This window comes from Clostridium sp. JNZ X4-2 (assembly GCF_054889485.1).
Genome location: NZ_CM142685.1, coordinates 2,558,570 through 2,581,955, shown reverse-complemented (window position 1 = coordinate 2,581,955; position 23,386 = coordinate 2,558,570). Strand labels below are relative to the sequence as shown.

The window sequence follows — 23,386 nt, the reverse complement described above, 5'->3', positions numbered from 1 at the left end:
TTATCCAAGGCTGCAGTGCTGCAGATTCTGCCATTTATGAAGTTTATGACTTAATGATAACCATGGGATAAAAATTTTGAACTTTACTGTATATACTAAATATGATACCATTAAATGTTTTTTATGTACATCCTACTATTATAAAACTAAATAGTTGATATAAATTTTGTATGATATAATAATTATAGTATATTTGGATTCATATAATTTTTTCAATTTAAGGGAGGTATAATATGAAAAGGTTTATTTCTATACTTTTACTGCTGATGTTTCCAATTTTTCTCTTAGCAGGATGTGGACAAAAAAATAGTCAGGCAGAAGATGAGTTAAAAAATAAAAATTGGAATGATATATTGAAATCTGCAAGGGGAACTACTGTGAATTTTTATGGATGGGGAGGAAGTGAACAAACCAACAAATGGTTGGATAATTATCTTTCTAAACAGTTGAAACAAAAATACAATATAACCTTAAAAAGAGTACCTATGGATATTGATGATATATTGAATAAGATGCTTGGAGAAAAACAAGCTAATGAAAAAGGTACTATAGATGTAGTCTGGATAAATGGGGAAAATTTTTATACTGCCAAAAAAAATAGCCTGTTGTATGGACCGTTTACGGGGAAATTACCTAATTATAAAAAGTACATAGATCAAAGTTCTAAGGACGTTCAGTATGATTTTGGATACCCCATAGATGGATATGAGGCACCTTATGGAAAGGCACAATTTGTAATGATATATGATACAGCAAAAGTCACAAGTGTTCCTAAAAACCATGAGGAACTTATGAATTTTATAAAGGCAAATCCAGGAAAGTTTACCTATCCTGCACCGCCGGATTTTACGGGAAGTGCCTTTGTAAGGAATATAATATACGATATAGTTGGTTATCAGAAACTCTCTAATATGAAACCGGATAAGGAAACTGTGGAAAAGGAGATAGAACCGGCTATAGATTATTTAAAAGAAATAAAGCCTTATCTTTGGAATAAAGGAGAAACTTATCCTTCCAATATATCTATGTTAAATAATTTATATAGTGAGGGACAAGTGTTGGATACTATGTCTTACAATCCAAATTTCGTAAGCCAGCAGATACAAAACGGTGAATTTCCCAATACCTCAAAGTCCTTTATTTTCGAAAAGGGTACTGTGGGGAATACTAATTTTTTAGCAATACCTTTTAATGCTCCAAACAAGGCAGGAGCTATGGCAGTCATCAATATGGTGTTGAGTTTCGATGCACAATATTCCAAGTATAACCCTGATGTGTGGGGAGACTTGCCAGTATTTGATAATAATAAATTGGATAATAATGAAAAGGAAAGGCTGAGTAAGGTAAAGATTGGTGAAGGTGCAATTCCTCAGGAACAGCTTTTTAAAGCCAGATTACCAGAAGTACCTGCAGATTTAGTACCTATCATAGAAAAAGTGTGGATGGAAAATATACCAAATAAAAAATAGAGGAAGGGTAAAGGTGAAAAACCAGCTTATAGAAGAAAAAATGAAGCCCTATTTTCTGTTAAGTCCCGTGTTAATTATAATTGTGAGTATTTTAGGCTTTGGAATAGTAAATTGTGTATTTCAGAGCCTAGGATACTTTCCGGCAGCAGGACTGAGAGACATAACATTTAAATATTATAAAGAAGTATTTACTTCATCTAATTTTATTCAATCTCTTAATTTTAGTGTGTATACTTCTATGGTATCTTCTGTTTTATCAGTTGTTATGGGAGTAAGTATTGCTTATTTTATACTTATAAGTAGCAAGGGAAATGGTGTTTTAAATAGGATATATAGAATTCCAATAATAGTGCCGCATACAGTAGTGGTGCTTTTAGTATTTAATGTATTATCTCAAAGTGGAATAATCTCAAGAGTTTTTTATTATATGGGAATTATAAAGAATACAAGCCAATTTCCTCTATTTATTCTTGATAGAAAGGGACTGGGGATAATTATTACATATGTATGGAAGGAAGTACCTTTTATTGCATTGGTGGTTTATGGTACCATGTCAAGAGTGAATAAAAAATTATTTGAAGCCGCGTTGAATTTGGGGGCCAGTAAAAGAAGAGCTTTTTTCTATGTAGTATTGCCTCTTATAATGCCTTCCGTAGTTTCATGTTTTTTGATAGTATTTGCATTTTCATTTGGGTCTTTTGAAGTTCCCTATTTAATAGGACCGACCTTTCCAAAGGCTCTTTCCGTTAAAGCGTATATAGAATATTCAAATTCTGATTTAACCAACAGACCTTATGCCATGGTGATAAATACTATACTTATTGTTATTGCCTCTGTACTGGTATTTTTATATGAAAGATGTTTTGCATTATTTTATGGAAAGCAGGATAGAACTTATGATAGGAAATAAAAATGCTGTATTTAAAATTTTGTTATATATTTTAGCTTTTATTTGCCTGTTTCCTATAATCATACTTATAATTTCAGCTTTTTCGGGAAATTGGCAGTGGCCTTATTTTGTTCCAAGACAATTTAGCCTGAGGGGAATTAAGTATGTACTCAGCAGCAGTAATAATTCTTTAGAAGTTTTAATTTATAGTGTAATTCTATCAATGACAGTTACATTAGTTACCATTGTAATAAGTATACCAGCAGGACGTGCCCTTGGAATATACCATTTTAAAGGTAAAAATATAGTAAAATTATTGGTACTTGCACCTGTAATAGTACCTCCAGTATCAGTTGGATTGGGCATACATGTGGAATTTTTAAAGTTTGGTATTGCAAATAGTTTTCTGGGTGTTGTTATAATTCATTTAATTCCCTGTATTCCCTATGCAGTGAGTATTATATCCGATGTGTTTAAAATGCTGGGTGAACAGTTGGAACAACAGGCAAGGGTTCTAGGTGCTACTGGAATTCAAACGTTTTTTCATGTTACTTTGCCTACAATTATGCCTGCAGTGATTTCATCCGCCTTTTTAGTATTTATAGTATCTTTTAGTCAATACTTTTTAACTTTTTTAATAGGAGGAGGAAAAGTTGTAACTTATTCCATATTGATGTTTCCATTTATTGAAGGTGGAGATAAAAACATTGCAGCGGGTTTTAGCTTGATTTTTATAATAACTTCATTAATAGTTTTATTTGTAATAGAGAAAGTTCTTAGAAGTCATTATGAGATGGAAGATTATTTTTATATATAATTGAATTTATTGAAAATGGAGATTGAAAATGTTTGGCATAGAACTTATTAATATTAAGAAATCTTTCAATGATAAATATGTTTTAAAGAATATAAGCTTTTCTGTGAATGAGGGGGAAATACTATGCCTTCTTGGGCCGTCAGGCTGTGGTAAAAGTACCACTTTAAAAATAATTTCAGGACTTTTGGATGCAGATGATGGTAAAATATATCTAGATGGTAATTTAGTAAATAAGATTCCAGCAGAAAAAAGGGGGGCAGTTATAGTATTTCAGGATTTTTTACTTTTCCCACATTTGAATATAGAAGATAATATAGGTTTTGGTTTGAAAATGAGAAAAAAAAATAAAAAGTACATAATAGAAAAGGTAAAGAAAATGACTGAAATGGTTGGCCTTCATGGAATAGGCAAAAAATATCCGTCTGAACTCTCCGGAGGACAAAAACAAAGAGTGGCACTAGCCAGGGCATTGGCAGTGGAACCTAAAATTTTATTGCTGGATGAGCCCTTTGCCAATTTGGATATAAATATTAGAAATTCCATGAGGGAACTTATACGTAATCTGCAGAGGAAATTAAATATAACTACTATCCTTGTAACTCATAATAAGGAGGAGGCCCTTACCATGGGTGATAGTATAGCTCTTATGATAGACGGAGATATAATACAACAGGATTCACCTGAGAATATGTATGAAAAGCCAAATTGTAAGGAAACTGCCAATTTTTTTGGAGATGTAAACTATATAGAGGGAAAGATGAAAAACAATGTATTCAATTGCGAATTCGGGAAATTTCCGGCTATAGGCTATATTGGAAAGGGAGGCTGTCTGGAAGCACTTATAAAGCCTGAAAAAGTAAAACTTTTTAAAGGTAGCGGAGATAATAAGGGTAAAATTTTAGATAAGAAATATGCAGGGGATAGAATTTATTATACAATAAAGCAGGGCGATTATTTACTGAAATGCATAGAAGATAGTTCCAATAATTTTCAGGTGGGGAGCAATATATATTTTAATATAGATTTTTCAAAAGCAGTATATTTTAATTCAAAGTGATGGACATATACAACATCACTTTGAATTTAATGGTACAAGTAATTTTATTTTATTCCCAATAAAGTTTTTTGGCCCATAGTCTATATATATGTTGGCGTAAATATCATTTACTGAATTAGGTACTATCCAGTTGCCCTTTAATTTTTCCATTTTATACTCAGCTACCTTTTCGTATTTAGGACTTTCTTTATCAGTAGATATGATTTCTGTGGATTTACTGTTAAAGTTTTGGAGATCCTGATTTTTACTATCACCTACATTTACAACATAAGTTCTGATATTTTTATCTGATGTTTCCTTTATGTATTGATTTTTATTTGAGGATGAAATGGGGACTAAATTTTTGCTTTCAAGGATCTTGTCTGCGAGACCTGTTTCTTTAGGTGCCGATACCCATATTAAAAGTGGAATAATAAATAATATAAACATGGCTGACATACACATCACCGTTATATTTACAATCATTCTCTTTATCCAATATTGCAATATTTTCTTTTCACTATAATTTTTGCCTATTATTTTTTTATTTTGTTTATGAAATAACCTTATCCCCAACAATATAGTTAAAAAACCTGATAAATATAAGAAAAAAAGCATAATTAATCTCTCCTAATGTAAACTTCATATAGATTTTAACAGAAAAACTTATAAAAATATATACTTAATTTGCTAAACTTTTCAGGCTTTATAAATTAACAGCACCAAGGAGGTATTTTTAATTTGATTACTTTAAGAATAATTGGAATTGTAATTTTACTATTTACAGGTTTCATAGTTTCTCTAATAGTATTTAATACGAAATACAAAATCAAATGTATTCTAAAAGAAAATACACTTGATTATTATATAAATGCTAAATTATTTTTTGGAATTATTTCTGTAATAGGAACAGGAAGAAAAGGAAAAACAAAGATATTTATAAAAGTACTTTTTTTGAAAAAAAGAATTAATATAAACTCTAAAAAAGATAAAGATTTTGAATATAATGCCTCTAAACTACAGTACAATATTTTAGATAAAATTAAAAAAGTCTATGTATATAAAAAGCCCATAGAGAAAATTATTTTTATAATTAAACCTAAGTATGTTAAAATAGAAGGAAATTATGGATTGAATGATCCTTTTATAATTGGAATGTTAGGGGGACTATTTGCTGTAATAGGGAGTATATTCCCAAAAAAATCTGTAAATATGAAACCAGATTTTTTTAATGAGATTCTTAATTTTTGTATTGAAGCTGCAGGGAGTTTTAGAATCATATCTTTAATTTCTATAGTCATTAAGTTATTGTCATCTCATTTTGTAAAAAAAAGACTTCATAAAAAGCATACAATTAGGGAATACAGACTAAAAAAATCAAAGGAAATCAAGGTTAACTAAGTTTTAATGTATCAGATCAAGTGATTATTTAAAGGAGGTATTTATATGGATATCAAGGGAAATGCAGAAATGCTGTTTTCAAAATTGGAAGATTTTTTGAAAACAGAAACTGTTGTAGGAAAACCTATAAATGTAGAGGGTATAACTCTAGTACCATTTATAACTGTTAATTTTGGATGTGCAACCGGAGGCGGAGGACAAGGGGCTGCTGCAGATAAACAGGAAGGTTCTGGTGCCGGTATGGGTGCAGGGGCAAAGATAACTGCAGATGCAGTACTTGTAATAAAGGATGATACAGTTAAAGTTATTCCTATAAAAAGTAAGGATAATTTAGATAAAATTATAGAATTAGTTCCTGGTATAATTAAGAAAATGGGTATAAAGAAAAATAAAGATAAAGAAGAAAAGTAGACTATATACATATACAGTGGAACAATAATTCTTAGTGTTAAAATTGTAAATTGGAGTATACAATCTATTGGATCAAGTTTAGTGTACTCCCGTTCATATTCTAAGAGTTCTTTTTAAATGTAAATTTTAATTTTGTTTCAGAGATCACTACAGATAAAAATATTATGCTGCAGCCTATTATCATATTTAAGGTAAATACCTCATTTAAGAATATTATGGATATAATTGCTCCAAATACGGATTCCAGGGAAAGTAATATTCCGACGTGATTTGGGTTAGTATATTTTTGGGCCACGTTTTGAATTAAAAACCCTATCATAGTACTGAAGACTATTAAATAAAAAAGTGGAAACATAGCACCTTCAGGTATTTTTGAAAAATTGGGTTCAAAAATAATTGCAGATAAAAGAGAAAAAACACCGGCAAACATCATCTGTACTACAGATAATATTATAGGATTGGATTTTCTTGCAAAGCAGGCTATGGAAATTATATGTGATGCAAATAAAACAGCTGACAGAAGTGTGAGCCAGTCTCCAATATTTATATTAAGCTGCATATGGGATTTCAAACTTAATATGGCTATGCCAATAAGGGAAATCACAGCTGAAATTACAGCACGATATGTTGGCTTTGTCTTAAATACTGCCCAGTATAAAAAGGGAAGTACAATTACATAAACTGAAGTTAAAAAAGACTGCTTGCTTGCAGTTGTATATTTAAGTCCTATGGTTTGTGCGGCATATGCTAAAAATAGGAATATACCTATTATAAGACCTCGGACCATATCTTCTAAAGTTATTTTTATCATTATTTTAAAAAATATAATTGAAATTAAAATTCCGGCACATAGAAATCTTATAGCCATGGTATATAAGGGGGTTATATTACTTAGGACGTCTTTTGTAGCAGCGTAACCTCCGCCCCATAACATAGCAGCCAGTAATAGAGATGAATCTGCTAATAAATTTTTTTTGTTTTTTTTAATCTCCATGATTCATACCTCGAATGTTTGGTGAAATATATTTAGTTTTGTCATCAATAAATATATTGTAGTGATATTTATATTTATTGTCAAATAATTTCAATTTAAACCATTTGACAAATTAATTTTTATAGATAAATAATATTATAGTACTTAGTATAAAAGGAGGACATTTATGTATAAATTAGTATCCATGGATATGGATGGAACCTTGTTAAATGAAGATCATGTTTTAAGTAAAAATACCATAGATACAGTAAAAAAAATAAAAAAACTGGGAGTAAAGGTGGTTTTAGTCTCAGGAAGAGGAATTAACAGCCTAAGAGATTTTGCAGATGAACTGGATTTGGATGATTTTCTCATATGTTTAAATGGAGCAAATCTATATAAAAGGGAAGAATTGATTTCAGGGGAACCTATTGAGAATGAAATATGCAGTGAAATTATACACATATGTGAGAAAAATGGTATTTATATTATATTATTTGATGATGCAAAAGTTTATATAGAAAAACCTACTGATTATATGAATCTTAATGCATATATAAAAAAATGGAATGTAGTTGGAAAGTTATCTTCATTTTATAATAGGCAGACAATGTATAAAATGGTGCTTTTGGGAGATCGGAAAAAGCTTTTAAAAATAAAGAAAGAAATCCTGGATAAATTCAATGATAAAATAAATGCAAATTTTTCACTTCCCAATTATCTGGAGATATTCAGCAAAAATGTAGATAAGGGAAGAATGATTAAAAAGGTTGCAGATCATTATAATATAAAAAGAGAGCAGATATTATCTATAGGGGATTGGGATAACGATATGCCAATGATAAAATATGCAGGGTTTGGCATAGCAATGGGCAACGGTTGTGAAGCACTAAAATCAATGGCGGATTATGTGACTAAAAGTAATAGAGAAGATGGAGCGGCCTATGCCTTGGAAAAGTTTATATTAAATAAATTATAAAGTAAATCAGTGAGCATGGGTTAGTATTTTTTTTGAAGTTAAAGACAATGAGGAAAAGTTAAAAAAATCAAACAATTACAGGCATTGATTTTTCTTGCGCCTTATGTTGAAATATAAATAAGCATCACTATATAAATGTTTATTTAAAAATAAATATTCTAGAATTAGGAGGAGATTACAAATGGGCGATACAGTGCTGAAAAATATTGAACCTGTTGAGGTATTTAAATATTTTGAGGAAATCAGTAAAATACCAAGAGGCTCGGGAAATGAAAAAGGAGTTAGTGATTATCTGGTTTCTTTTGCTAAAGAACATAATTTGGATGTCATACAGGATAAAGCATTAAATGTAATTATAAAAAAGAAAGGCTCCAGAGGTTATGAAAATAGCCCTATAATAGTAATTCAGGGGCACATGGATATGGTTTGTGAAAAGAAGTCTGGAGTAGACCATGATTTTATGAAAGATCCAATCAAATTAAGAGTAGTGGATGATATGTTATATGCTACAGGAACAACTCTTGGAGGAGATGATGGCATAGCAGTTGCCATGGGACTTGCAGTTTTAGCATCAGACAGCATAGCTCACCCGCCAATTGAATTGGTAGTTACCACTTCTGAAGAAACAGGAATGGATGGGGCTGTTGCACTGGATCCTAAAAGTGTATCCGGTAAAACACTTATAAATATAGATTCAGAAGAAGAGGGGATATTACTTGTAAGTTGTGCCGGTGGATGCTCATCTAAAGCAACTATCCCAATAACCTGGGAAAATACAAGTGATGATTCAACTGCTTTTATAATTGAGGTGGAAGGATTAAAAGGTGGTCATTCCGGAGCAGAAATACATAAAGGAAGGGCTAATTCCAATAAATTAATGGCTCGTCTACTTAAAACATTAAGTTCCAAAATGGATTTTAGCATGGTTTCTATAAATGGAGGATCAAAGCATAATGCTATTGCCCGTGAAGCTGAAGCTGTAATATGCATAAAACAGAAAGATGAAGCTTTACTGAAATCAGAAGCTGCCAATGTAGAAAAATTATTTAAAGATGAATTCAAAACAGCAGATCCAGATCTGAAAGTTAACTTAAAAACTGCAGATCAGATGCCAAAGAAAGTCATGGATGGAGATACTACAAAAAATATAATAAATTTCCTGTATTTAATCCCAAATGGAGTTCAAAGCATGAGTATGGACATAGAGGGACTTGTAGAGAGCTCATTGAATTTAGGTGTAGTTCAAACTAAAGAGGATAGTGCAGAAATCATAAGTTCAATAAGAAGTTCTGTTAGAAGTTTAAAAGAAAATATATTTAATACTATAGTAACTATAGGTGGTTTTACAAATGCCAAAGTAGCAGCTGAGTCAGCTTATCCAGAGTGGAAGTATAATCCTGACTCAAAAATAAGAGAAGTTTTTATAGAGGTATATGAGAAGTTGTTTGGCAAGAAACCTTTAGTAAGTGCAATCCATGCAGGGCTTGAATGTGCACTTTTTGAAGAAAAGTTTAAGGGACAATTAGATATGATATCTTTAGGGCCAACTATGTTTGGAGTTCATACTGCAGATGAACATTTGAGCATACCGTCTACACAGAGAACCTGGAAGTATCTTGTTGAGGTATTAAAAACTCTTAAATAAATAAAAAGGCAGATTTTAATCTGCCTTTTTATTATGCTTTTCCTATAAAAACACTTAATATAAGTATTACAAGTACTAATGAGGTGATTTTTACATATAGATAATCCTTTTCTTTAAAAAATACAAATATGGAAACTGCTACACGGAGTACTGGTATTGCCATTAAAAATAATAATCCCAATAGTATAACTGCATAGGGTTTGAATTTTATGCTTCCCTTTAATATTTCAATTGGAGTAGTCGGAAAATAATTTCCGGGATAACCACTGGTGCCGGATATCAAAAACATTGAAAATCCTATGGTTATTACAATTGAACTTATTATTACCCCTATTCTTAAAAATGAGCCTATTATCATGTCCATTTCTTCCATTTCTTCATTGGTGACTTTCTTTTGGTACATTTATTTACCTCCTAATCCCTTTAGTATCATCTCCACTGATATATATATTAAGAAAGGGATGAAAATTTTTCTTATAGTTTTACTTTTCATATTTTGCATGATTTTAGTTCCCATGGTAGCACCGGCTAAGACCCCCAAAGCTACTGGAGCAGAAATTTTAGGATCAATATCTCCTCTTAGCAGATATACACCGGCGCTGGCAACTGCAGTGACACCCATCATGAAATTACTTGTAGCACTGGACACTTTTAAAGGAAGTTTCATAAATAAATCCATGGCCATAACCTTAAAGCTTCCACTTCCAATTCCAAGAAGACCGGAAATAATTCCAGCACCGTACATTACTCCAAATCCACTGGGAACACCGGCCACCTTGTAGGATACATTTTTATCCAGAACTTTATCATAGTAGTGCCCGTTTAATTTAAGCTTTTTTGCCAGTGGATGAGTTTCAACATCATTGGGCAACTCGCTTTTCCTTTTTTTAAACATGGCAAAAGCAGAATATAGGAGAAGCAGGCCAAAAAGAAAATAAAGGTAATCAGGGCTTATAATTCCTCCTAAAAAAGCTCCGGTTATTGCACCTATGGTGGTGGCTATTTCAAGAAACATACCAACTCTTAAATTTGTTATTTTATCTTTTATGTAAGCTGCAGCGGCTCCGCTTGATGTGGCAATTACAGATATTAAGCTCGCCCCAACTGCATATCGTATATCTATTCCAAATAATAGGGTAAGGGCAGGAGTAATTATTGTTCCGCCGCCCAGGCCTAAAATAGAACCAACCATACCGGCAAGTACAGATATACCCAGAAGTTCTAATAAAAATAATGACAAAATACCATCTCCCTGTGTTGAATAAGTTTTATTTTTCAAGTATTATTATAACAAGAAAAAAAATATATTAGAAATATATTTTTAGTGTTTTTAATATATCCAATTTATATACTATAGGAGATATTATAGATGAATGAAAAAAGTTTGAATTTCAATATTAAAATATTAGTTTTTGTGGGAATTTTAGTTGCATCATATCTTTATATAAATAAATTAGAGATGCTTGTATTGATACCTTGTATAATATGCATATATGATGGAATTTATATATTTCTTAAAGTCAAAAACAGAGATGGGATTAAATTGATATTTTTTATAGGTACCGTTTTAGCATTGATTTTAATGGCTCATATTACAGTAGTATATGGAATATCCAATCCAGTTCCTGTAATTCTAATATTTATTATGACTAATTTGTTTTTTTTGTACAATTTAATACTATATTTTTTTAATGAATACAGTAAAATAAGTCTTATATTTATATTTTTAGGATGGATTATATGTGACAGTATTCCCATACTTATGGTGCTTATATTGTCAGCAGGGCTTTCCAGCTGATAATATCAAAATACAACATAGTATCTATGTTGTATTTTGAATAAAAATTACTTTTTATTTTTTATTATTTTTTTTAAAGTATCTATTAAAATGTCAACTTCATTGTAGGTGTTATATAGGCCAAAACTTAACCTGACAATACCAGGGTGAAAATTATTAAAATGAGTTTTGAAATAGTTTATTTCCTCAGGAGAAAGTCCCAATAGCCTTTGAACATAGGGATGGGCGCAGAAACAGCCGCTTCTTACTGAGATACCTGATAAATCCGATAGAAGTTTTGCAGTAGTTTCATGGTGAATTCCTTTTATATTAAAAGGCAGAATGGCAACTTTATTGCAGCCTGGTTTCGTATCACAGTATATAATAATATCAGAAAGCTGAAGCATTTTATCCAGGGTATAATTGTATATGTCCATCTCCCTCTTATCTATGGAATTCATGGATAATTTATTTAATACTTTGATTGAAGAAGTAAGGGCTGTAACTCCAAGTACATTAGGAGTTCCAGCCTCATTTTTTCCTGGCGGATCATCCCAAAGCACATAATCATCTGTTACTACCTTTATTGTGCCGCCGCCGCTGTATTCAGGCGGTGCATTACAGAAGGTATTTTTGGGGCCTATGAGTACTCCTATTCCAAAGGGGGCATACATTTTATGGGCAGAAAAGGCTAAATAGTCAATGGATTCTTCTTTTGACTGCTGTTCCATATATATAGGATAATGTGGCACAAGCTGTGCACCATCCACTAAAATTTCAGCTCCATGGTTGTGGGCGATTTTAGCTATTTTATATATTGGATTTTTATATCCAGTTACATTGGATGCTCCGCTTACACATACAAGTTTTACTTTACCATGATACTTTCTCAGTTTATATTTTAAGTCTGACAAGTTTAATTTGCCAAGCTCGTCCACTTCAACATAATCCACTTTGAATTTACTTCGCCATGGTAAGTCATTGGAATGATGTTCCATTCTGGTAGACAATATAATTGAGCCCTTATATAAATCCTTAAATATATAAGATAATTTATTAATGGCTTCTGTAGTATTCTTTACATAAATCACTGTATTTTTTTTAGAATCGCAGTGCACAAAGTTACATATAATATTTCGTGACATCTCATAGGCATCGGAAGATAATTTGGATTTAAAACCAGTTCCCCTATGGATGGAGGAATAATACGGTGAAAAACTGTTTATTCTTTCCATAACGTAATTAAAAGGAGGAGTAGTAGCAGCATTGTCAAAATTTATAGCAGGTACGAGTCTGCCGTTTTTTAAGGGAACTTTTATATCCGCACCGGCTATGAGATCTCTATAATTATAAAATATTTCTGTATGAGACATGTTAAAATCACTTCCTGTTAGTCTTAATATAGTTTAAAGGTAATTGTATAAATGTAGAAAATATACTTTTGTATTTATTTATATTATGTAACTGTAATTGTAAATGTACCATGCATAAATAAATTAAAAAAAGAAATTGGGAGGATAGATGCCCTAATTTCTTTTTAAATTTATATGGATATTTTTAATTGACAGTTAATTGCCATGTATATCATGAAATGATTTATATGACTAAATAGTGTAAGCAATTGCAGCATATTATGTAATATTTATATAAGTGATATAAATATATTAATTTTTACTAAGAATTTTATTGTATAAAGGATATTGATATGTTATTATAAAAGCGAAAATTAAAAAACAATATATCAAATATGTATTTTATGTACGAACGATAATTTAAAATAAAATGTTTAAATAATAAGACTTTATATTTTGGTATAAATAGCTGCACGGATAAATAAATTTTGATATAGTGAATAATAAAATTCTATTGATAGAATTTTATTACTGAATTATTTCATGTTTTTTTAATGGATTTATTAAAATTTACTAGAGCAATAATTATATTATAAAGATGATGAGGAGATGAAGAATGGGTAAAGATGAATTAAAGAAGAATCTGGGTTTGGTACCTGCTCTTGCTTTGGTTATTGGCATAGTTATAGGAGCGGGAGTATTTTTTAAACCTACCGCTGTATTTACTGCCACGGGGGCACCAGGACGCGGTATACTGTTGGGAATTATATCTATAATACTTATATTTTCGGGTAAATTTGACCGGCTGACAGACTTGCTTATATTTGTAATTTGGATATTCTATGTGATGACATTCTTTGCAGTATTTGTTCTCAGAAAAAAGAAACCGGATATGGAAAGACCTTATAAAGTTCCTGGATATCCAATAGTTCCTGCTATAGCAATACTTGGAGGACTCTATATAATATTTAATACATTGTTTACCCAGCCTTTAAATGCAGGATTAGGTTTGATTGGAACACTGATAGGATTTCCTATATATATGATCCGAAAAAATAAATTTAAAAAGATTGACAACAAAGAAGATTAAGGGACTTTTTAATATGTAAAATAAACACTATTATTATTTAAAATCTATCTGCAAATTTTAATAGTGTTTTATTTTTCAAATATTTTTATATCCAGAAAATAAAGAAAGGTTGGTGTTGAAGATGAGGGAATATAGTGTTTTTGATATATTAGGGCCTATAATGATAGGACCATCAAGCTCACATACTGCTGGAGCGGCAAGGTTGGGGAAAATTGCAAGAACTATAGCCGGCGGTAAGGTTCAAAAAGTACAGTTCTTCCTTCATGGTTCTTTTGCAAAAACTTATAAGGGACATGGTACTGATAAAGCATTGGTTGCTGGAATATTAGGTATGAATCCCTGGGATGAAAATTTGAAAAAATCTATGCAGCTGGCAAAAGAGAAAAATATACAAGTTGAATTCATAGAAACGGATTTGGGAGATGTGCATCCAAATACGGTTAAGTTTGTAATAACAAAAGAAGACGGCAATATCTCAGAAATAATGGGTTCATCCATAGGCGGCGGCAATGTAGTCATAAATGAAGTAGATGGAGATAAGATAGAGTTTACAGGGGTTTATCCTACTATATTGATAAATCATGTGGATATACCAGGTATGGTTGCCAAGGTATCTGATATACTTTATAAGTATAAAATAAATATAGCCTTTATGAAGGTGTACAGAAAAAGTATAAAAGGAGCTGGCGCAGCTATGGTGTTTGAAGTAGATGATTTTATTTCAAAGGATGTAATAGATGAAATAAGTAAAATACCAAATATACACAAAGTGAGGGCCATAAATCCTATAAGTGAGGAGGAATAATTCATGGTTAATACTGGAGAAAAATTAGTGGAGGTATGCCAAGAGAAAGGCATGAAAATTTGGGAATATACCATTGAACAGGAAATGAAGTCCACTGAAAAAGGTAAAGAAGAGATTCTTAAAAATATGAAGAAGAACTTTCAGGTAATGAAGGATGCAGCAGAATATGGATTGGAGCATAAAGTAAAATCAGTAAGCGGTCTTATAGGTGGAGATGCATATAAATTAAATGAATACTGCCGACAGGAGAAAACACTGACTGGCAGGTTCATGGTAAAGGCCATGGCAAGGGCTCTTTCCTGCTCAGAAGTAAATGCTGACATGGGCAAAATAGTAGCAGCACCTACAGCTGGGTCTTGTGGAATAATACCAGCGGTCATAATAACTGCAGGAGAAAAGCTGAATAAAAGTGAAGATGAATTGATTCAAAGTCTTTTTACGGCAACTGGAGTGGGAATAATAATAGCTAAGAATGCTACTATGGCGGGAGCAGAAGGCGGATGTCAGGCAGAATGCGGTTCAGCTTCAGCTATGGCAGCGGCAGGTGTAGTTGAAATGATGGGAGGAACTCCAGAGCAGGCATTAAATGCCAGCGCCATAGTTATAAAAAACATACTTGGATTAGTATGTGATCCCGTAGCAGGTCTTGTGGAAATACCTTGTGCAAAGAGAAATGCATCAGGAACTGTCAGTGCATTGACTACGGCGGATATGGTTATGGCAGGTGTGGTCAGCAGAATCCCATTTGACGATACTGTTTCGGCAATGTACAAGGTGGGTAAACAACTTCCCTGTGCACTCAGGGAAACAGCTCTTGGAGGACTTGCGGTTACAGAAACTGGACTTAAATTAAAACAAAAAGTACTTGGAAAATAATAAATATACATGAATTTTAACAGAAAAGGGACATATACCTAAAAAATAAGTATATATCCCTTTTTAGTTTACCTTCGTTAATTTATGGTTATTATAAAAAACCACCCTTTGTAGAAAGGTGGTAAAACATTACACTCATTTATGTTAAGATGTTTTTTATCATATTGCAAAATATATTATAATTTTACAACATTAGCAGCTTGAAGACCCTTTGGTCCTTCTTCAACATCAAATTGAACTTTTTGACCTTCTTCAAGATTTTTTCTTGGTTCATCACTTTGGATGGCAGTGAAGTGTACGAAGACATCATTTTCTCCCGGTACTTCAATAAATCCGAATCCCTTTTCTGAATTAAACCATTTTACTGTTCCTGTTTTCATTTATTATCCTCCTAAAGATAAAACACTTATAATTGATATATCTAATTTTGTATATCGGTGTTTATTAATTATATTAGTATAACACAAAGATATAATATTAACAAGAGATTTGATAAACTTTTGATAATGTTATAGTGTTATCTAACAACATTATTATACATTAAAATCCTTGTATAAGCAAAAAAAATTATAAATTTGTATTGTAAATTTATAATTGTTGACATCAATGGCATAACTGATGTTATTTACTTTTTCAAGAAACTTAAAGTGGTTTGCTGGAAGCAGTTTTTTAGTAGGATTTACAACTGTGATTCCACAACTTGTTATACCTTTTGCTGTAGAACTTTCTAGTCCTGATGAAAGAGGTGAAGTTCTGGGGAGGGTTTTAAGCGGACTTTTGTTTGGAATTTTATTGGCACGTACTGTAAGTGGATTTCTGGGAGCATCTTTAGGATAGAGAAATGTATATTATATTGCCTCGGACCTTATGATTATTTTGTATTTGATGGTGTATAAATTATTTCCCAAAAATGTTCCTGTCGTCAAAGATTCTCATGAAAATATAATGATTTCTTTAAAGAATTTGATTAAAAAGGAATCAGTGCTTAGACAATCTTCTTTAAGTGGAGCCATGATATTTGGGGCTTTCAGTGTATTTTGGGCAACTCTTATATTCTTTTTGGAATCTCCTGTATATAATATGGGAAGTAAAGCTGCAGGACTATTTGCATTACTAGGCATAGGCGGTATTGTTGCAGTGCCTAACATACTTGCAAAATAGAATAAATTACTGTATAATAATAATTGGCAAGGGAAATCATTTATTAATTAGTAAAACATATTATAATCATCAAAATAAACAATATAATAAATGTTGTATGCAATAAAATTGATAAAAGGAATTAACCCAGTTTTAAACGTTGAAAATGTATTGAAATTAAATGCAAAAATTATTAAACAAGCTTTTAAATGCTTTCCTTTGTAAAGTAATAACATCATCAAAGTTCCTAACTATTAGATACCCCTAAATTTCCTGAAAGAGGCTTCCAGAGGATAATTAATCATCTTTTGGAGGGCCTTTCTTTTTATATTGGGCAGGTAGTACATATAGTATTTCATTTTAGTTTAAGTTATAATTAAAGGAGGATTTAAATGATTACATTCAAATAATCAATTGATGTACAGGAGGAATCTTATATGCTTTTTATTGAACATTATAATACTAATCCTTATATAAATCATGCTATTGAAGAATATGTTATGAATATGTTTCATGAGGAATGTTTCATGTTGTGGAGAAATAGGCCCTGTATTTTAATCGGGAAAAACCAAAATACAATGGCAGAAATAAATGCAGATTATGTAAAAAAGAGGAATTTGCCAGTTGTTAGAAGAATGTCAGGGGGAGGAGCTATATTTAATGATTTGGGAACTCTGAATTTTACCTTCATAGCTGCAGCTGATGACAATACTTTTGCGGATTTTGGACGGTTTACAGAACCTATAATAAGAGCACTGAAAAACTTGCATATAGGAGTAGAACTTTCCGGCAGAAATGACTTGCTCATAAATGGAAGAAAATTTTGTGGAAATTCTCAGTGCAGGCATGGAAATAAGATTTTACATCATGGAAGCATTTTATTTTCAGTTGATATGAAAAATTTAAACGGCTCATTAAATGCAAGCTCGATTAAATTTTCTGACAAGTCTGTTAAGTCCGTAAAAAGTAGGGTTGTAAATTTAAACCAATACATTAAAGATCCTATGACAATAATAGATTTCAAAAATTTTTTAATAAAATCAATAATGGAAGAGCATAAATGTATGAAAGTATATAGGTTTTCAACAGATGACTGGAAAGAAATAAAAAGAATATCAGACAGTAAGTATGCCTCATGGCAATGGAACTATGGCAATTTTAAAAAATTCAATTATTCCAATGAAAAAAAATTTAAGGGAGGAATTGTACAGGCCGATATAAATGTATATAAGGGAGTAATAGATTACATAAGGTTTTTTGGAGATTTTTTTAGTAAAAGGGAAATTGGCGAATTTGAGAAACGGTTTATAGGCGTCAGATATGATAAAGATGAAGTTTTAAGGTTACTTGAAAGTGTAGATGTAGGGATGTATATGTATAGCATAAATGCCAAAAATATTATAGAGGTCATGTTTTAACGGCAGCATACAGTATTATGATGTTATAATTAAGGTATATTAAACTGGGAGAGAGGGAGAATATTTTATGAAAGATAGAAAACCGGATTGGCTGAAAGTTAAGATAAGAGGAGGAGAAATTTCAGGAGAGGTTAAGGACATACTAAAAAAGTATTCTTTAAATACTGTATGCAGAGAAGCAAATTGTCCTAACAGGATGGAATGCTTTAATAACAGGACGGCAACTTTTATGATATTAGGTAAAAATTGCACAAGAAACTGTACCTTTTGCAATGTTACAAAGGCCAGGCCTGAAGAGGTTGATGAAAAAGAGCCTTTTAATGTGGCACAGGCAGTAGACAAGCTTCAGCTGAAACACACAGTTATAACCTCTGTTACGAGAGATGATCTGGAAGATGGAGGTGCCTCCCATTTTGTCAGAGTCATACAGGAAATAAAGAAGCTAAGAAAAGGTGTAACAATAGAAGTTTTGATACCAGATTTTAAAGGGGATAAGATGTCTTTAAAAAAAGTAGTGGATGCAAAACCAGATGTTATAAATCACAATGTAGAAACTGCACCAGGCCTTTACAAGGAAGTAAGGCCCATGGCAGTATATGAACGCTCATTGGAACTGCTAAATAGGGCCAAAGCCATGGATAGTTCAATTTTGACAAAATCAGGGTTTATGCTTGGACTCGGAGAAAAAAAAGAAGATATTATACAGATATTAAAGGATTTAAGAAAGGTGAATTGTGATATTGTTACAATAGGTCAATATCTAGCACCTTCTTTAAAACACCATCCTGTTGTGGAATATGTTCATCCTGGTATATTTGAAGAATACAGGAGAATAGGATTGGAATTGGGATTTAAATTTGTTTCATCTTCTCCTTTAGTGAGGAGCTCCTACCATGCAGAAGAAGCTTTGAAAAATTAATATAATATCAAAATGGAATAAAATATAGGTACCTTCTCAAAATGATATAAGATTTATATCATTTTGAGAATAATTTATTTATATGATGAGAAAATTCATACTATTATTTGCAGCTGAGATTTTATCATTATCAAGTGATTTTTAGGTTAATAGGGGGTTTGCTTATTAAGAAAGAGCTTAGTACATATAATTGTATATGGACTTTTTAAATGATATGGTTATATTTAAAACAATGGCATAAAAATTGCTTATAATTTAATTAAATGAAGTAATTTTAAAAATTAGGAGGTATTATTATGCATATTCCTGACAATTATTTAAGTCCGTCAACTTGTGCAGTTATGGGAATAATAATGTTGCCCATATGGACAAAGGCCGTTAAAAGAGTGAAAAAAGATATTAGCAAGAAGAAAATTCCGCTATTAGGTATATGTGGAGCGTTTTCATTTTTGATTATGATGTTTAATGTACCCATACCCGGGGGAACCACAGCTCATGCTGTAGGGGCAACTCTCATTGCAATTTTATTGGGACCTTATGCAGCAACTATTTCAGTGAGCATAGCTTTGCTTATACAGGCACTTTTCTTCGGGGATGGAGGAATACTTGCTTTTGGCGCAAATACCTTTAATATGGCATTTGTAATGCCATTCGTAGGGTATGCACTATTTAAATTTATAAGAAATAGATTAAAGAGCACTAAAGGAGAATATATAGCAGCTTTTATTGGAGCATATGTGGGAATTGTGGCTGCAGCCTTTATGGCTTCCATTGAATTTGGAATACAGCCTATTCTTTTTAAAGATGTATATGGACATGCACTTTATTGTCCTTACGGGTTAAAGATAGCTATTCCATCTATGGTTTTGGTCCATCTTATAATAGGGATATTGGAAGGAGGAATAACTGCAGCAGTATATGCTTATGTTAAAAAGATGTCACCGGATATAATATACAACAGCAATGAAAATGCAAAAACAGGAAATAGAAAACCACTTTATGGGATTTTAGCAGCATTAATAGTATTATGTCCTTTAGGCCTTTTAGCCAGTGGAGATGCATGGGGCGAATGGGATGCAGAAGGCATAAAGTCACTGGTAGGTTATATACCTGAAGCCTTCCAGCATGGAATGGATTATCACGCTGTTGCAGCAGATTATTCCATATCGGGTATGAACAGTGTAATTGGATATATTATTTCCGCAATAGCAGGAACTGCACTTATTATAATTGTATTTAAAATAGTAGGATCCTTAAAAAAACATCCTAAAAACACATAATGATTTCTTATATATTATAGAAAAATGGTTGTTTCAAAAAAACTTTGAAACAACCATTTTACATCATATGAAGAACGTGGGGTAGCAGTTAATGAAAAGTTTAACTTATAACTTATAACTTTTGACTATATTTTTTAAGGCGCCGACTAAAATATCTATATCCTGTTTTGTATTGAAATATCCTATGCCTATTCTCATGGCACCAGTTTCATATGTCCCCATAACTCTATGGGCTGTTGGAGCACAGTGAAATCCAACTCTTATCATTACATCATATTCTTGATCCAACTTAAAAGCAATTTCTTCCCCTGATATGTTTTTTATGTTAAAGGAAATGACACCAACTATTTTTTGAGGATCCTTTGGACCATATATGTGTATCCCTGGAATTTCTTCTAACCTTTTAAGTGCATATCCAATTATTTTATCTTCTCTGGATCTTATTTTTCCTATACTTAAATTGGATATATATTTAATTCCCTCACCTAAGCCAACTATTCCGGACACATTTAAAGTTCCTGCTTCAAACTTATTAGGACAGAAGTCAGGCTGATATGGGTTTTTAGAATCTTCACCGGTACCACCTGATTTTAGAGGACGTATGTTTATATCACAATTTAATAAAAATCCACCAGTACCTGTAGGCCCAAAAAGACTTTTGTGACCTGTAAAAGCAAGAATATCTATATTATCTCTTTGGATGTCTATAGGATAAGCACCTGCTGTTTGGGCACTATCTACTAAAAACGGTATTTTATGTTTTCTAGCTAAAGCTCCTATTTCTCTTATGGGCTGAATGGTACCAAGTACATTGGAGGCATGAGTAAATACTATGAGTTTTGTATTCTCTTTTATAAGTTTTTCTACATCTTCTGGATTAGTTATTCCCTCAGATGTACAAGGTACTTGGGATATCTCCACATGCTTATCCCTTTCGAGGATCTTTAGGGGTCTCCATACAGAGTTATGTTCCAAACTGCTGGTTATAACGTGATCTCCGGAATTCAATATGCCATTTATCAATATATTTAAAGAATCAGTTATATTGTAAGTAAAAATCACTTTGGAAGGATCTTTACCATTAAACAGTTTACATATATTGTTTCTACAATCAAAGATAAGTCTATCGGCAGCAATGGCTGATTTATAAGCACCTCTTCCTGCAGTAGCACCTATATTTTTCATGAATTCTGAAATACTGTCTATCACTATATCAGGTTTTGGATAGGATGTAGCAGCATTATCTAAATAAGTTCCCAAAAGTGTTACCTCCTTATTTATAATTTAAAATCATAATCATATTATAACTTTATTATATAAAAGTAGAAAGAGACAATTGACATATATTTTGGTTTTGCGTCATTATATTTTTTTAATTCTAATTTTCAAGTCATATACCATATGTTATTATATAATTAATATGTAATATTAGATTATTTAAAAAGCAAAATTAATACCATGCTTGCTATTTAAAAGGAGTGATATACTTGAAAGAAATTTATTACAATAGTACTAGAGGGTTAAATGAAAATCTAACTGCGTCTGAAGCCATATTGCAAGGTATAGCTGGAGATGGGGGACTATTTGTTCCCAATAATATTCCATTTATAAATGAAGAAAAGCTGAGAGAATGCAAACACATGAACTTTAAGCAATTATCCTTGTATATAAGCAAAAAATTTTTTACGGATTTTGATGAAAATGAGTTAAAAAAATGTATAGATATGGCTTATGATCATAAATTTGAATCTGAGGATATAGCTCCTTTAAATAAAGGAGGAAATGTGTTTTATCTGGAATTATTTCATGGACCGACTTTGGCTTTTAAAGATATAGCATTATGTCTTCTTCCACACTTGATGAAAGCTGCAGCCAAAAAACAGAATCTATGTAAAGATATAGTTATACTTACTGCTACTTCTGGTGATACCGGGAAAGCTGCATTGGAAGGTTTTTCAGATGTGGCGGGGACAAAAGTAGTGGTATTCTTCCCTGAAGAAGGTGTGAGCAGCATACAAAAAAAGCAGATGATTACTCAAACAGGTGGAAATGTAAAAGTTGTAGGCATAAAAGGAAATTTTGATGATGCTCAAAGAGAAGTTAAGAGAATTTTTAATGATGCTGAATTTAAGAAGGAACTGGAAAAAAAATCTTATATGTTTTCTTCAGCCAATTCCATAAATATTGGCAGACTGATACCGCAAATAGTATATTATTTTCATGGCTATATGGAACTTTTAAGAAAAGGGGAAATAAAATTTGGAGAAAAGATAAATTTTGCAGTTCCAACGGGAAATTTCGGGAACATACTTGCAGCTTATTATGCTAAAAAGATGGGTTTGCCTGTAAACAGGCTTTTATGTGCTTCAAATGAAAATAAAGTATTATATGATTTTTTGAATACTGGAATCTATGATGCTGAAAGAGAATTTTTAGTGACCATATCACCTTCTATGGATATATTGATATCCAGTAATCTTGAAAGGTTGCTATATGATATAAGCGGCAGGGATGCCGGCATTGTGAAAGATCTTATGGATGATTTAAGTAAAGGGGGTAAATACGAGATCAGTGAATATATGAAGAATGAAATGAAGATATTTTATGGTGGTTTTGCCAGTGATGAGGAGACACGTCAATCTATAAGAGAGGTGTTTAACAATTACAAATATCTTATGGATACTCATACTTCAGTTTCTTATTCTGTATATAAAAAGTATTTGAGAGATACCCATGACAACACCAAAACTATAATAGTTTCCACTGCAAGTCCTTTTAAGTTTACAAGATCTGTAATGGGTGCTTTAGATGATAAATATAATTCTGAAGATGATTTTCAGCTTATAGAGGTAATGGGTAAAGTGGCTGAACTTAAAATTCCAAAACCTATAGAAAAATTAAGTAAGTGTAAAATCCAACACAGTACTGTATGTGAAATAAATCAAATGGAATCCGAAGTCAAGAAATTTTTAAGATAGAATTCTACATAAAAAATAAAATTTACCAAATAATTTTAATAAATTATTTGGTAAATTTTATTTGTAACTGAAAAAAATGCAAAGAATCAGGTGATAGAATGAATAGATGATATTAAAAATAAAATTATAGC

Annotated in this window: 25 protein-coding genes; 18 read left to right on the top strand and 7 right to left on the bottom strand. The window is 31.6% G+C overall.

Translation table 11 applies throughout. The features are described 5' to 3' along the window. Positions 1–233: 233 nt before the first annotated feature. From ACYUJ6_RS12420 to ACYUJ6_RS12405, 4 genes are read left to right on the top strand one after another with little or no spacing between them, the layout of a single operon-like run. On the top strand, positions 234–1,469 hold the full coding sequence (locus ACYUJ6_RS12420) for an ABC transporter substrate-binding protein (RefSeq protein WP_461843082.1): 1,236 nt from the start codon (positions 234–236) through the stop codon (positions 1,467–1,469). Between the two features lie 28 nt (positions 1,470–1,497). After that, positions 1,498–2,379, top strand: coding sequence for an ABC transporter permease (locus tag ACYUJ6_RS12415; RefSeq protein ID WP_461845507.1), 882 nt, complete (start codon positions 1,498–1,500; stop codon positions 2,377–2,379). Then, the gene (locus tag ACYUJ6_RS12410; protein ID WP_461843081.1) at positions 2,366–3,175 is read left to right on the top strand and encodes an ABC transporter permease; all 810 of its coding nucleotides are present in this window, start codon (positions 2,366–2,368) and stop codon (positions 3,173–3,175) included. The genes ACYUJ6_RS12415 and ACYUJ6_RS12410 overlap by 14 nt, the downstream gene beginning before the upstream one ends. A gap of 28 nt (positions 3,176–3,203) precedes the next feature. Then, a complete protein-coding gene (locus ACYUJ6_RS12405; protein WP_461843080.1) occupies positions 3,204–4,232 on the top strand; it encodes an ABC transporter ATP-binding protein in 1,029 nt (342 codons plus the stop codon). Between the two features lie 15 nt (positions 4,233–4,247). Here ACYUJ6_RS12405 and ACYUJ6_RS12400 read toward each other — a convergent pair whose 3' ends face one another. Then, positions 4,248–4,829: a hypothetical protein gene (locus tag ACYUJ6_RS12400; protein ID WP_461843079.1), complete on the bottom strand. Its 582-nt coding sequence runs from the start codon at positions 4,827–4,829 to the stop codon at positions 4,248–4,250. Positions 4,830–4,952: 123 nt separating this feature from the next. Between ACYUJ6_RS12400 and ACYUJ6_RS12395 the strand changes: the two genes are divergently transcribed. Further along, positions 4,953–5,612: a hypothetical protein gene (locus tag ACYUJ6_RS12395; RefSeq protein WP_461843078.1), complete on the top strand. Its 660-nt coding sequence runs from the start codon at positions 4,953–4,955 to the stop codon at positions 5,610–5,612. 45 nt (positions 5,613–5,657) lie between these two features. Further along, complete coding sequence (locus tag ACYUJ6_RS12390; protein WP_461843077.1) at positions 5,658–6,023, top strand: GerW family sporulation protein; 366 nt, start codon at positions 5,658–5,660, stop codon at positions 6,021–6,023. Between the two features lie 100 nt (positions 6,024–6,123). On the opposite strand, the gene ACYUJ6_RS12385 is transcribed toward ACYUJ6_RS12390, so the two are convergent. Then, on the bottom strand, positions 6,124–7,017 hold the full coding sequence (locus ACYUJ6_RS12385) for a DMT family transporter (RefSeq protein ID WP_461843076.1): 894 nt from the start codon (positions 7,015–7,017) through the stop codon (positions 6,124–6,126). Between the two features lie 166 nt (positions 7,018–7,183). On the opposite strand from ACYUJ6_RS12385, the gene ACYUJ6_RS12380 reads away from it, so the two are divergent. Both ACYUJ6_RS12380 and ACYUJ6_RS12375 read left to right on the top strand, forming a co-directional pair. Further along, positions 7,184–7,975, top strand: a complete 792-nt coding sequence (locus ACYUJ6_RS12380; RefSeq protein ID WP_461843075.1) for a Cof-type HAD-IIB family hydrolase — start codon at positions 7,184–7,186, stop codon at positions 7,973–7,975. Positions 7,976–8,156: 181 nt separating this feature from the next. Then, entirely contained in the window at positions 8,157–9,620 is a 1,464-nt protein-coding gene (locus ACYUJ6_RS12375; protein WP_461843074.1) for an aminoacyl-histidine dipeptidase, read from the top strand. Between the two features lie 31 nt (positions 9,621–9,651). On the opposite strand, the gene ACYUJ6_RS12370 is transcribed toward ACYUJ6_RS12375, so the two are convergent. Both ACYUJ6_RS12370 and ACYUJ6_RS12365 read right to left on the bottom strand, forming a co-directional pair. Beyond that, positions 9,652–10,023: a DUF1634 domain-containing protein gene (locus ACYUJ6_RS12370; protein WP_461843073.1), complete on the bottom strand. Its 372-nt coding sequence runs from the start codon at positions 10,021–10,023 to the stop codon at positions 9,652–9,654. Next, entirely contained in the window at positions 10,024–10,860 is an 837-nt protein-coding gene (locus tag ACYUJ6_RS12365; protein WP_461843072.1) for a sulfite exporter TauE/SafE family protein, read from the bottom strand. It lies immediately after the preceding gene. A 129-nt stretch (positions 10,861–10,989) separates the two neighbouring features. On the opposite strand from ACYUJ6_RS12365, the gene ACYUJ6_RS12360 reads away from it, so the two are divergent. Next, on the top strand, positions 10,990–11,418 hold the full coding sequence (locus tag ACYUJ6_RS12360) for a hypothetical protein (protein ID WP_461843071.1): 429 nt from the start codon (positions 10,990–10,992) through the stop codon (positions 11,416–11,418). A 47-nt stretch (positions 11,419–11,465) separates the two neighbouring features. On the opposite strand, the gene ACYUJ6_RS12355 is transcribed toward ACYUJ6_RS12360, so the two are convergent. Next, on the bottom strand, positions 11,466–12,770 hold the full coding sequence (locus ACYUJ6_RS12355) for an aminotransferase class V-fold PLP-dependent enzyme (protein WP_461843070.1): 1,305 nt from the start codon (positions 12,768–12,770) through the stop codon (positions 11,466–11,468). A 595-nt stretch (positions 12,771–13,365) separates the two neighbouring features. Here ACYUJ6_RS12355 and ACYUJ6_RS12350 point away from each other — a divergent pair. From ACYUJ6_RS12350 to sdaAA, 3 genes are all read left to right on the top strand, one after another. Next, positions 13,366–13,839 (top strand): hypothetical protein, encoded by a 474-nt coding sequence (locus ACYUJ6_RS12350; protein WP_461843069.1) that lies wholly within the window; start codon positions 13,366–13,368, stop codon positions 13,837–13,839. Between the two features lie 121 nt (positions 13,840–13,960). Continuing rightward, positions 13,961–14,644, top strand: a complete 684-nt coding sequence (sdaAB, locus tag ACYUJ6_RS12345; RefSeq protein WP_461843068.1) for an L-serine ammonia-lyase, iron-sulfur-dependent subunit beta — start codon at positions 13,961–13,963, stop codon at positions 14,642–14,644. Positions 14,645–14,647: 3 nt separating this feature from the next. After that, a complete protein-coding gene (sdaAA, locus tag ACYUJ6_RS12340) occupies positions 14,648–15,520 on the top strand; it encodes an L-serine ammonia-lyase, iron-sulfur-dependent, subunit alpha (protein WP_461843067.1) in 873 nt (290 codons plus the stop codon). Positions 15,521–15,696: 176 nt separating this feature from the next. On the opposite strand, the gene ACYUJ6_RS12335 is transcribed toward sdaAA, so the two are convergent. Further along, entirely contained in the window at positions 15,697–15,900 is a 204-nt protein-coding gene (locus ACYUJ6_RS12335) for a cold-shock protein (protein WP_106011167.1), read from the bottom strand. Positions 15,901–16,138: 238 nt separating this feature from the next. On the opposite strand from ACYUJ6_RS12335, the gene ACYUJ6_RS12330 reads away from it, so the two are divergent. From ACYUJ6_RS12330 to cbiM, 5 genes are all read left to right on the top strand, one after another. After that, positions 16,139–16,357, top strand: coding sequence for a hypothetical protein (locus tag ACYUJ6_RS12330; RefSeq protein WP_461843066.1), 219 nt, complete (start codon positions 16,139–16,141; stop codon positions 16,355–16,357). A 45-nt stretch (positions 16,358–16,402) separates the two neighbouring features. Beyond that, complete coding sequence (locus ACYUJ6_RS12325; RefSeq protein ID WP_461843065.1) at positions 16,403–16,681, top strand: hypothetical protein; 279 nt, start codon at positions 16,403–16,405, stop codon at positions 16,679–16,681. Positions 16,682–17,097: 416 nt separating this feature from the next. Then, positions 17,098–18,078 (top strand): lipoate--protein ligase, encoded by a 981-nt coding sequence (locus tag ACYUJ6_RS12320; protein WP_461843064.1) that lies wholly within the window; start codon positions 17,098–17,100, stop codon positions 18,076–18,078. A 67-nt stretch (positions 18,079–18,145) separates the two neighbouring features. After that, positions 18,146–18,997 carry a lipoyl synthase gene (gene lipA / locus ACYUJ6_RS12315; RefSeq protein WP_461843063.1) on the top strand — a complete coding sequence of 284 codons (852 nt, stop codon included), beginning with the start codon at positions 18,146–18,148 and terminating at the stop codon, positions 18,995–18,997. 296 nt (positions 18,998–19,293) lie between these two features. Next, positions 19,294–20,277: a cobalt transporter CbiM gene (cbiM, locus tag ACYUJ6_RS12310; protein WP_461843062.1), complete on the top strand. Its 984-nt coding sequence runs from the start codon at positions 19,294–19,296 to the stop codon at positions 20,275–20,277. A 105-nt stretch (positions 20,278–20,382) separates the two neighbouring features. On the opposite strand, the gene ACYUJ6_RS12305 is transcribed toward cbiM, so the two are convergent. Next, positions 20,383–21,537, bottom strand: a complete 1,155-nt coding sequence (locus ACYUJ6_RS12305; protein ID WP_461843061.1) for an aminotransferase class V-fold PLP-dependent enzyme — start codon at positions 21,535–21,537, stop codon at positions 20,383–20,385. A gap of 227 nt (positions 21,538–21,764) precedes the next feature. Here ACYUJ6_RS12305 and thrC point away from each other — a divergent pair, with 227 nt between their 5' ends. Then, positions 21,765–23,255, top strand: coding sequence for a threonine synthase (thrC, locus tag ACYUJ6_RS12300; RefSeq protein WP_461843060.1), 1,491 nt, complete (start codon positions 21,765–21,767; stop codon positions 23,253–23,255). The last annotated feature ends 131 nt before the right edge of the window (positions 23,256–23,386 follow it).

Excerpts from the sequence above, each read along its gene's own strand:
- ACYUJ6_RS12420 (WP_461843082.1), top strand. The coding sequence starts at position 234 with ATGAAAAGGTTTATTTCTATACTTTTACTGCTGATGTTTCCAATTTTT.
- ACYUJ6_RS12410 (WP_461843081.1), top strand. The coding sequence starts at position 2,366 with ATGATAGGAAATAAAAATGCTGTATTTAAAATTTTGTTATATATTTTA.
- ACYUJ6_RS12405 (WP_461843080.1), top strand. The coding sequence starts at position 3,204 with ATGTTTGGCATAGAACTTATTAATATTAAGAAATCTTTCAATGATAAA.
- ACYUJ6_RS12400 (WP_461843079.1), bottom strand. The coding sequence starts at position 4,829 with ATGCTTTTTTTCTTATATTTATCAGGTTTTTTAACTATATTGTTGGGG.
- ACYUJ6_RS12390 (WP_461843077.1), top strand. The coding sequence starts at position 5,658 with ATGGATATCAAGGGAAATGCAGAAATGCTGTTTTCAAAATTGGAAGAT.
- ACYUJ6_RS12385 (WP_461843076.1), bottom strand. The coding sequence starts at position 7,017 with ATGGAGATTAAAAAAAACAAAAAAAATTTATTAGCAGATTCATCTCTA.
- ACYUJ6_RS12380 (WP_461843075.1), top strand. The coding sequence starts at position 7,184 with ATGTATAAATTAGTATCCATGGATATGGATGGAACCTTGTTAAATGAA.
- ACYUJ6_RS12375 (WP_461843074.1), top strand. The coding sequence starts at position 8,157 with ATGGGCGATACAGTGCTGAAAAATATTGAACCTGTTGAGGTATTTAAA.
- ACYUJ6_RS12370 (WP_461843073.1), bottom strand. The coding sequence starts at position 10,023 with ATGTACCAAAAGAAAGTCACCAATGAAGAAATGGAAGAAATGGACATG.
- ACYUJ6_RS12360 (WP_461843071.1), top strand. The coding sequence starts at position 10,990 with ATGAATGAAAAAAGTTTGAATTTCAATATTAAAATATTAGTTTTTGTG.
- ACYUJ6_RS12355 (WP_461843070.1), bottom strand. The coding sequence starts at position 12,770 with ATGTCTCATACAGAAATATTTTATAATTATAGAGATCTCATAGCCGGT.
- ACYUJ6_RS12350 (WP_461843069.1), top strand. The coding sequence starts at position 13,366 with ATGGGTAAAGATGAATTAAAGAAGAATCTGGGTTTGGTACCTGCTCTT.
- sdaAB (WP_461843068.1), top strand. The coding sequence starts at position 13,961 with ATGAGGGAATATAGTGTTTTTGATATATTAGGGCCTATAATGATAGGA.
- sdaAA (WP_461843067.1), top strand. The coding sequence starts at position 14,648 with ATGGTTAATACTGGAGAAAAATTAGTGGAGGTATGCCAAGAGAAAGGC.
- ACYUJ6_RS12335 (WP_106011167.1), bottom strand. The coding sequence starts at position 15,900 with ATGAAAACAGGAACAGTAAAATGGTTTAATTCAGAAAAGGGATTCGGA.
- ACYUJ6_RS12330 (WP_461843066.1), top strand. The coding sequence starts at position 16,139 with ATGTTATTTACTTTTTCAAGAAACTTAAAGTGGTTTGCTGGAAGCAGT.
- ACYUJ6_RS12320 (WP_461843064.1), top strand. The coding sequence starts at position 17,098 with ATGCTTTTTATTGAACATTATAATACTAATCCTTATATAAATCATGCT.
- lipA (WP_461843063.1), top strand. The coding sequence starts at position 18,146 with ATGAAAGATAGAAAACCGGATTGGCTGAAAGTTAAGATAAGAGGAGGA.
- cbiM (WP_461843062.1), top strand. The coding sequence starts at position 19,294 with ATGCATATTCCTGACAATTATTTAAGTCCGTCAACTTGTGCAGTTATG.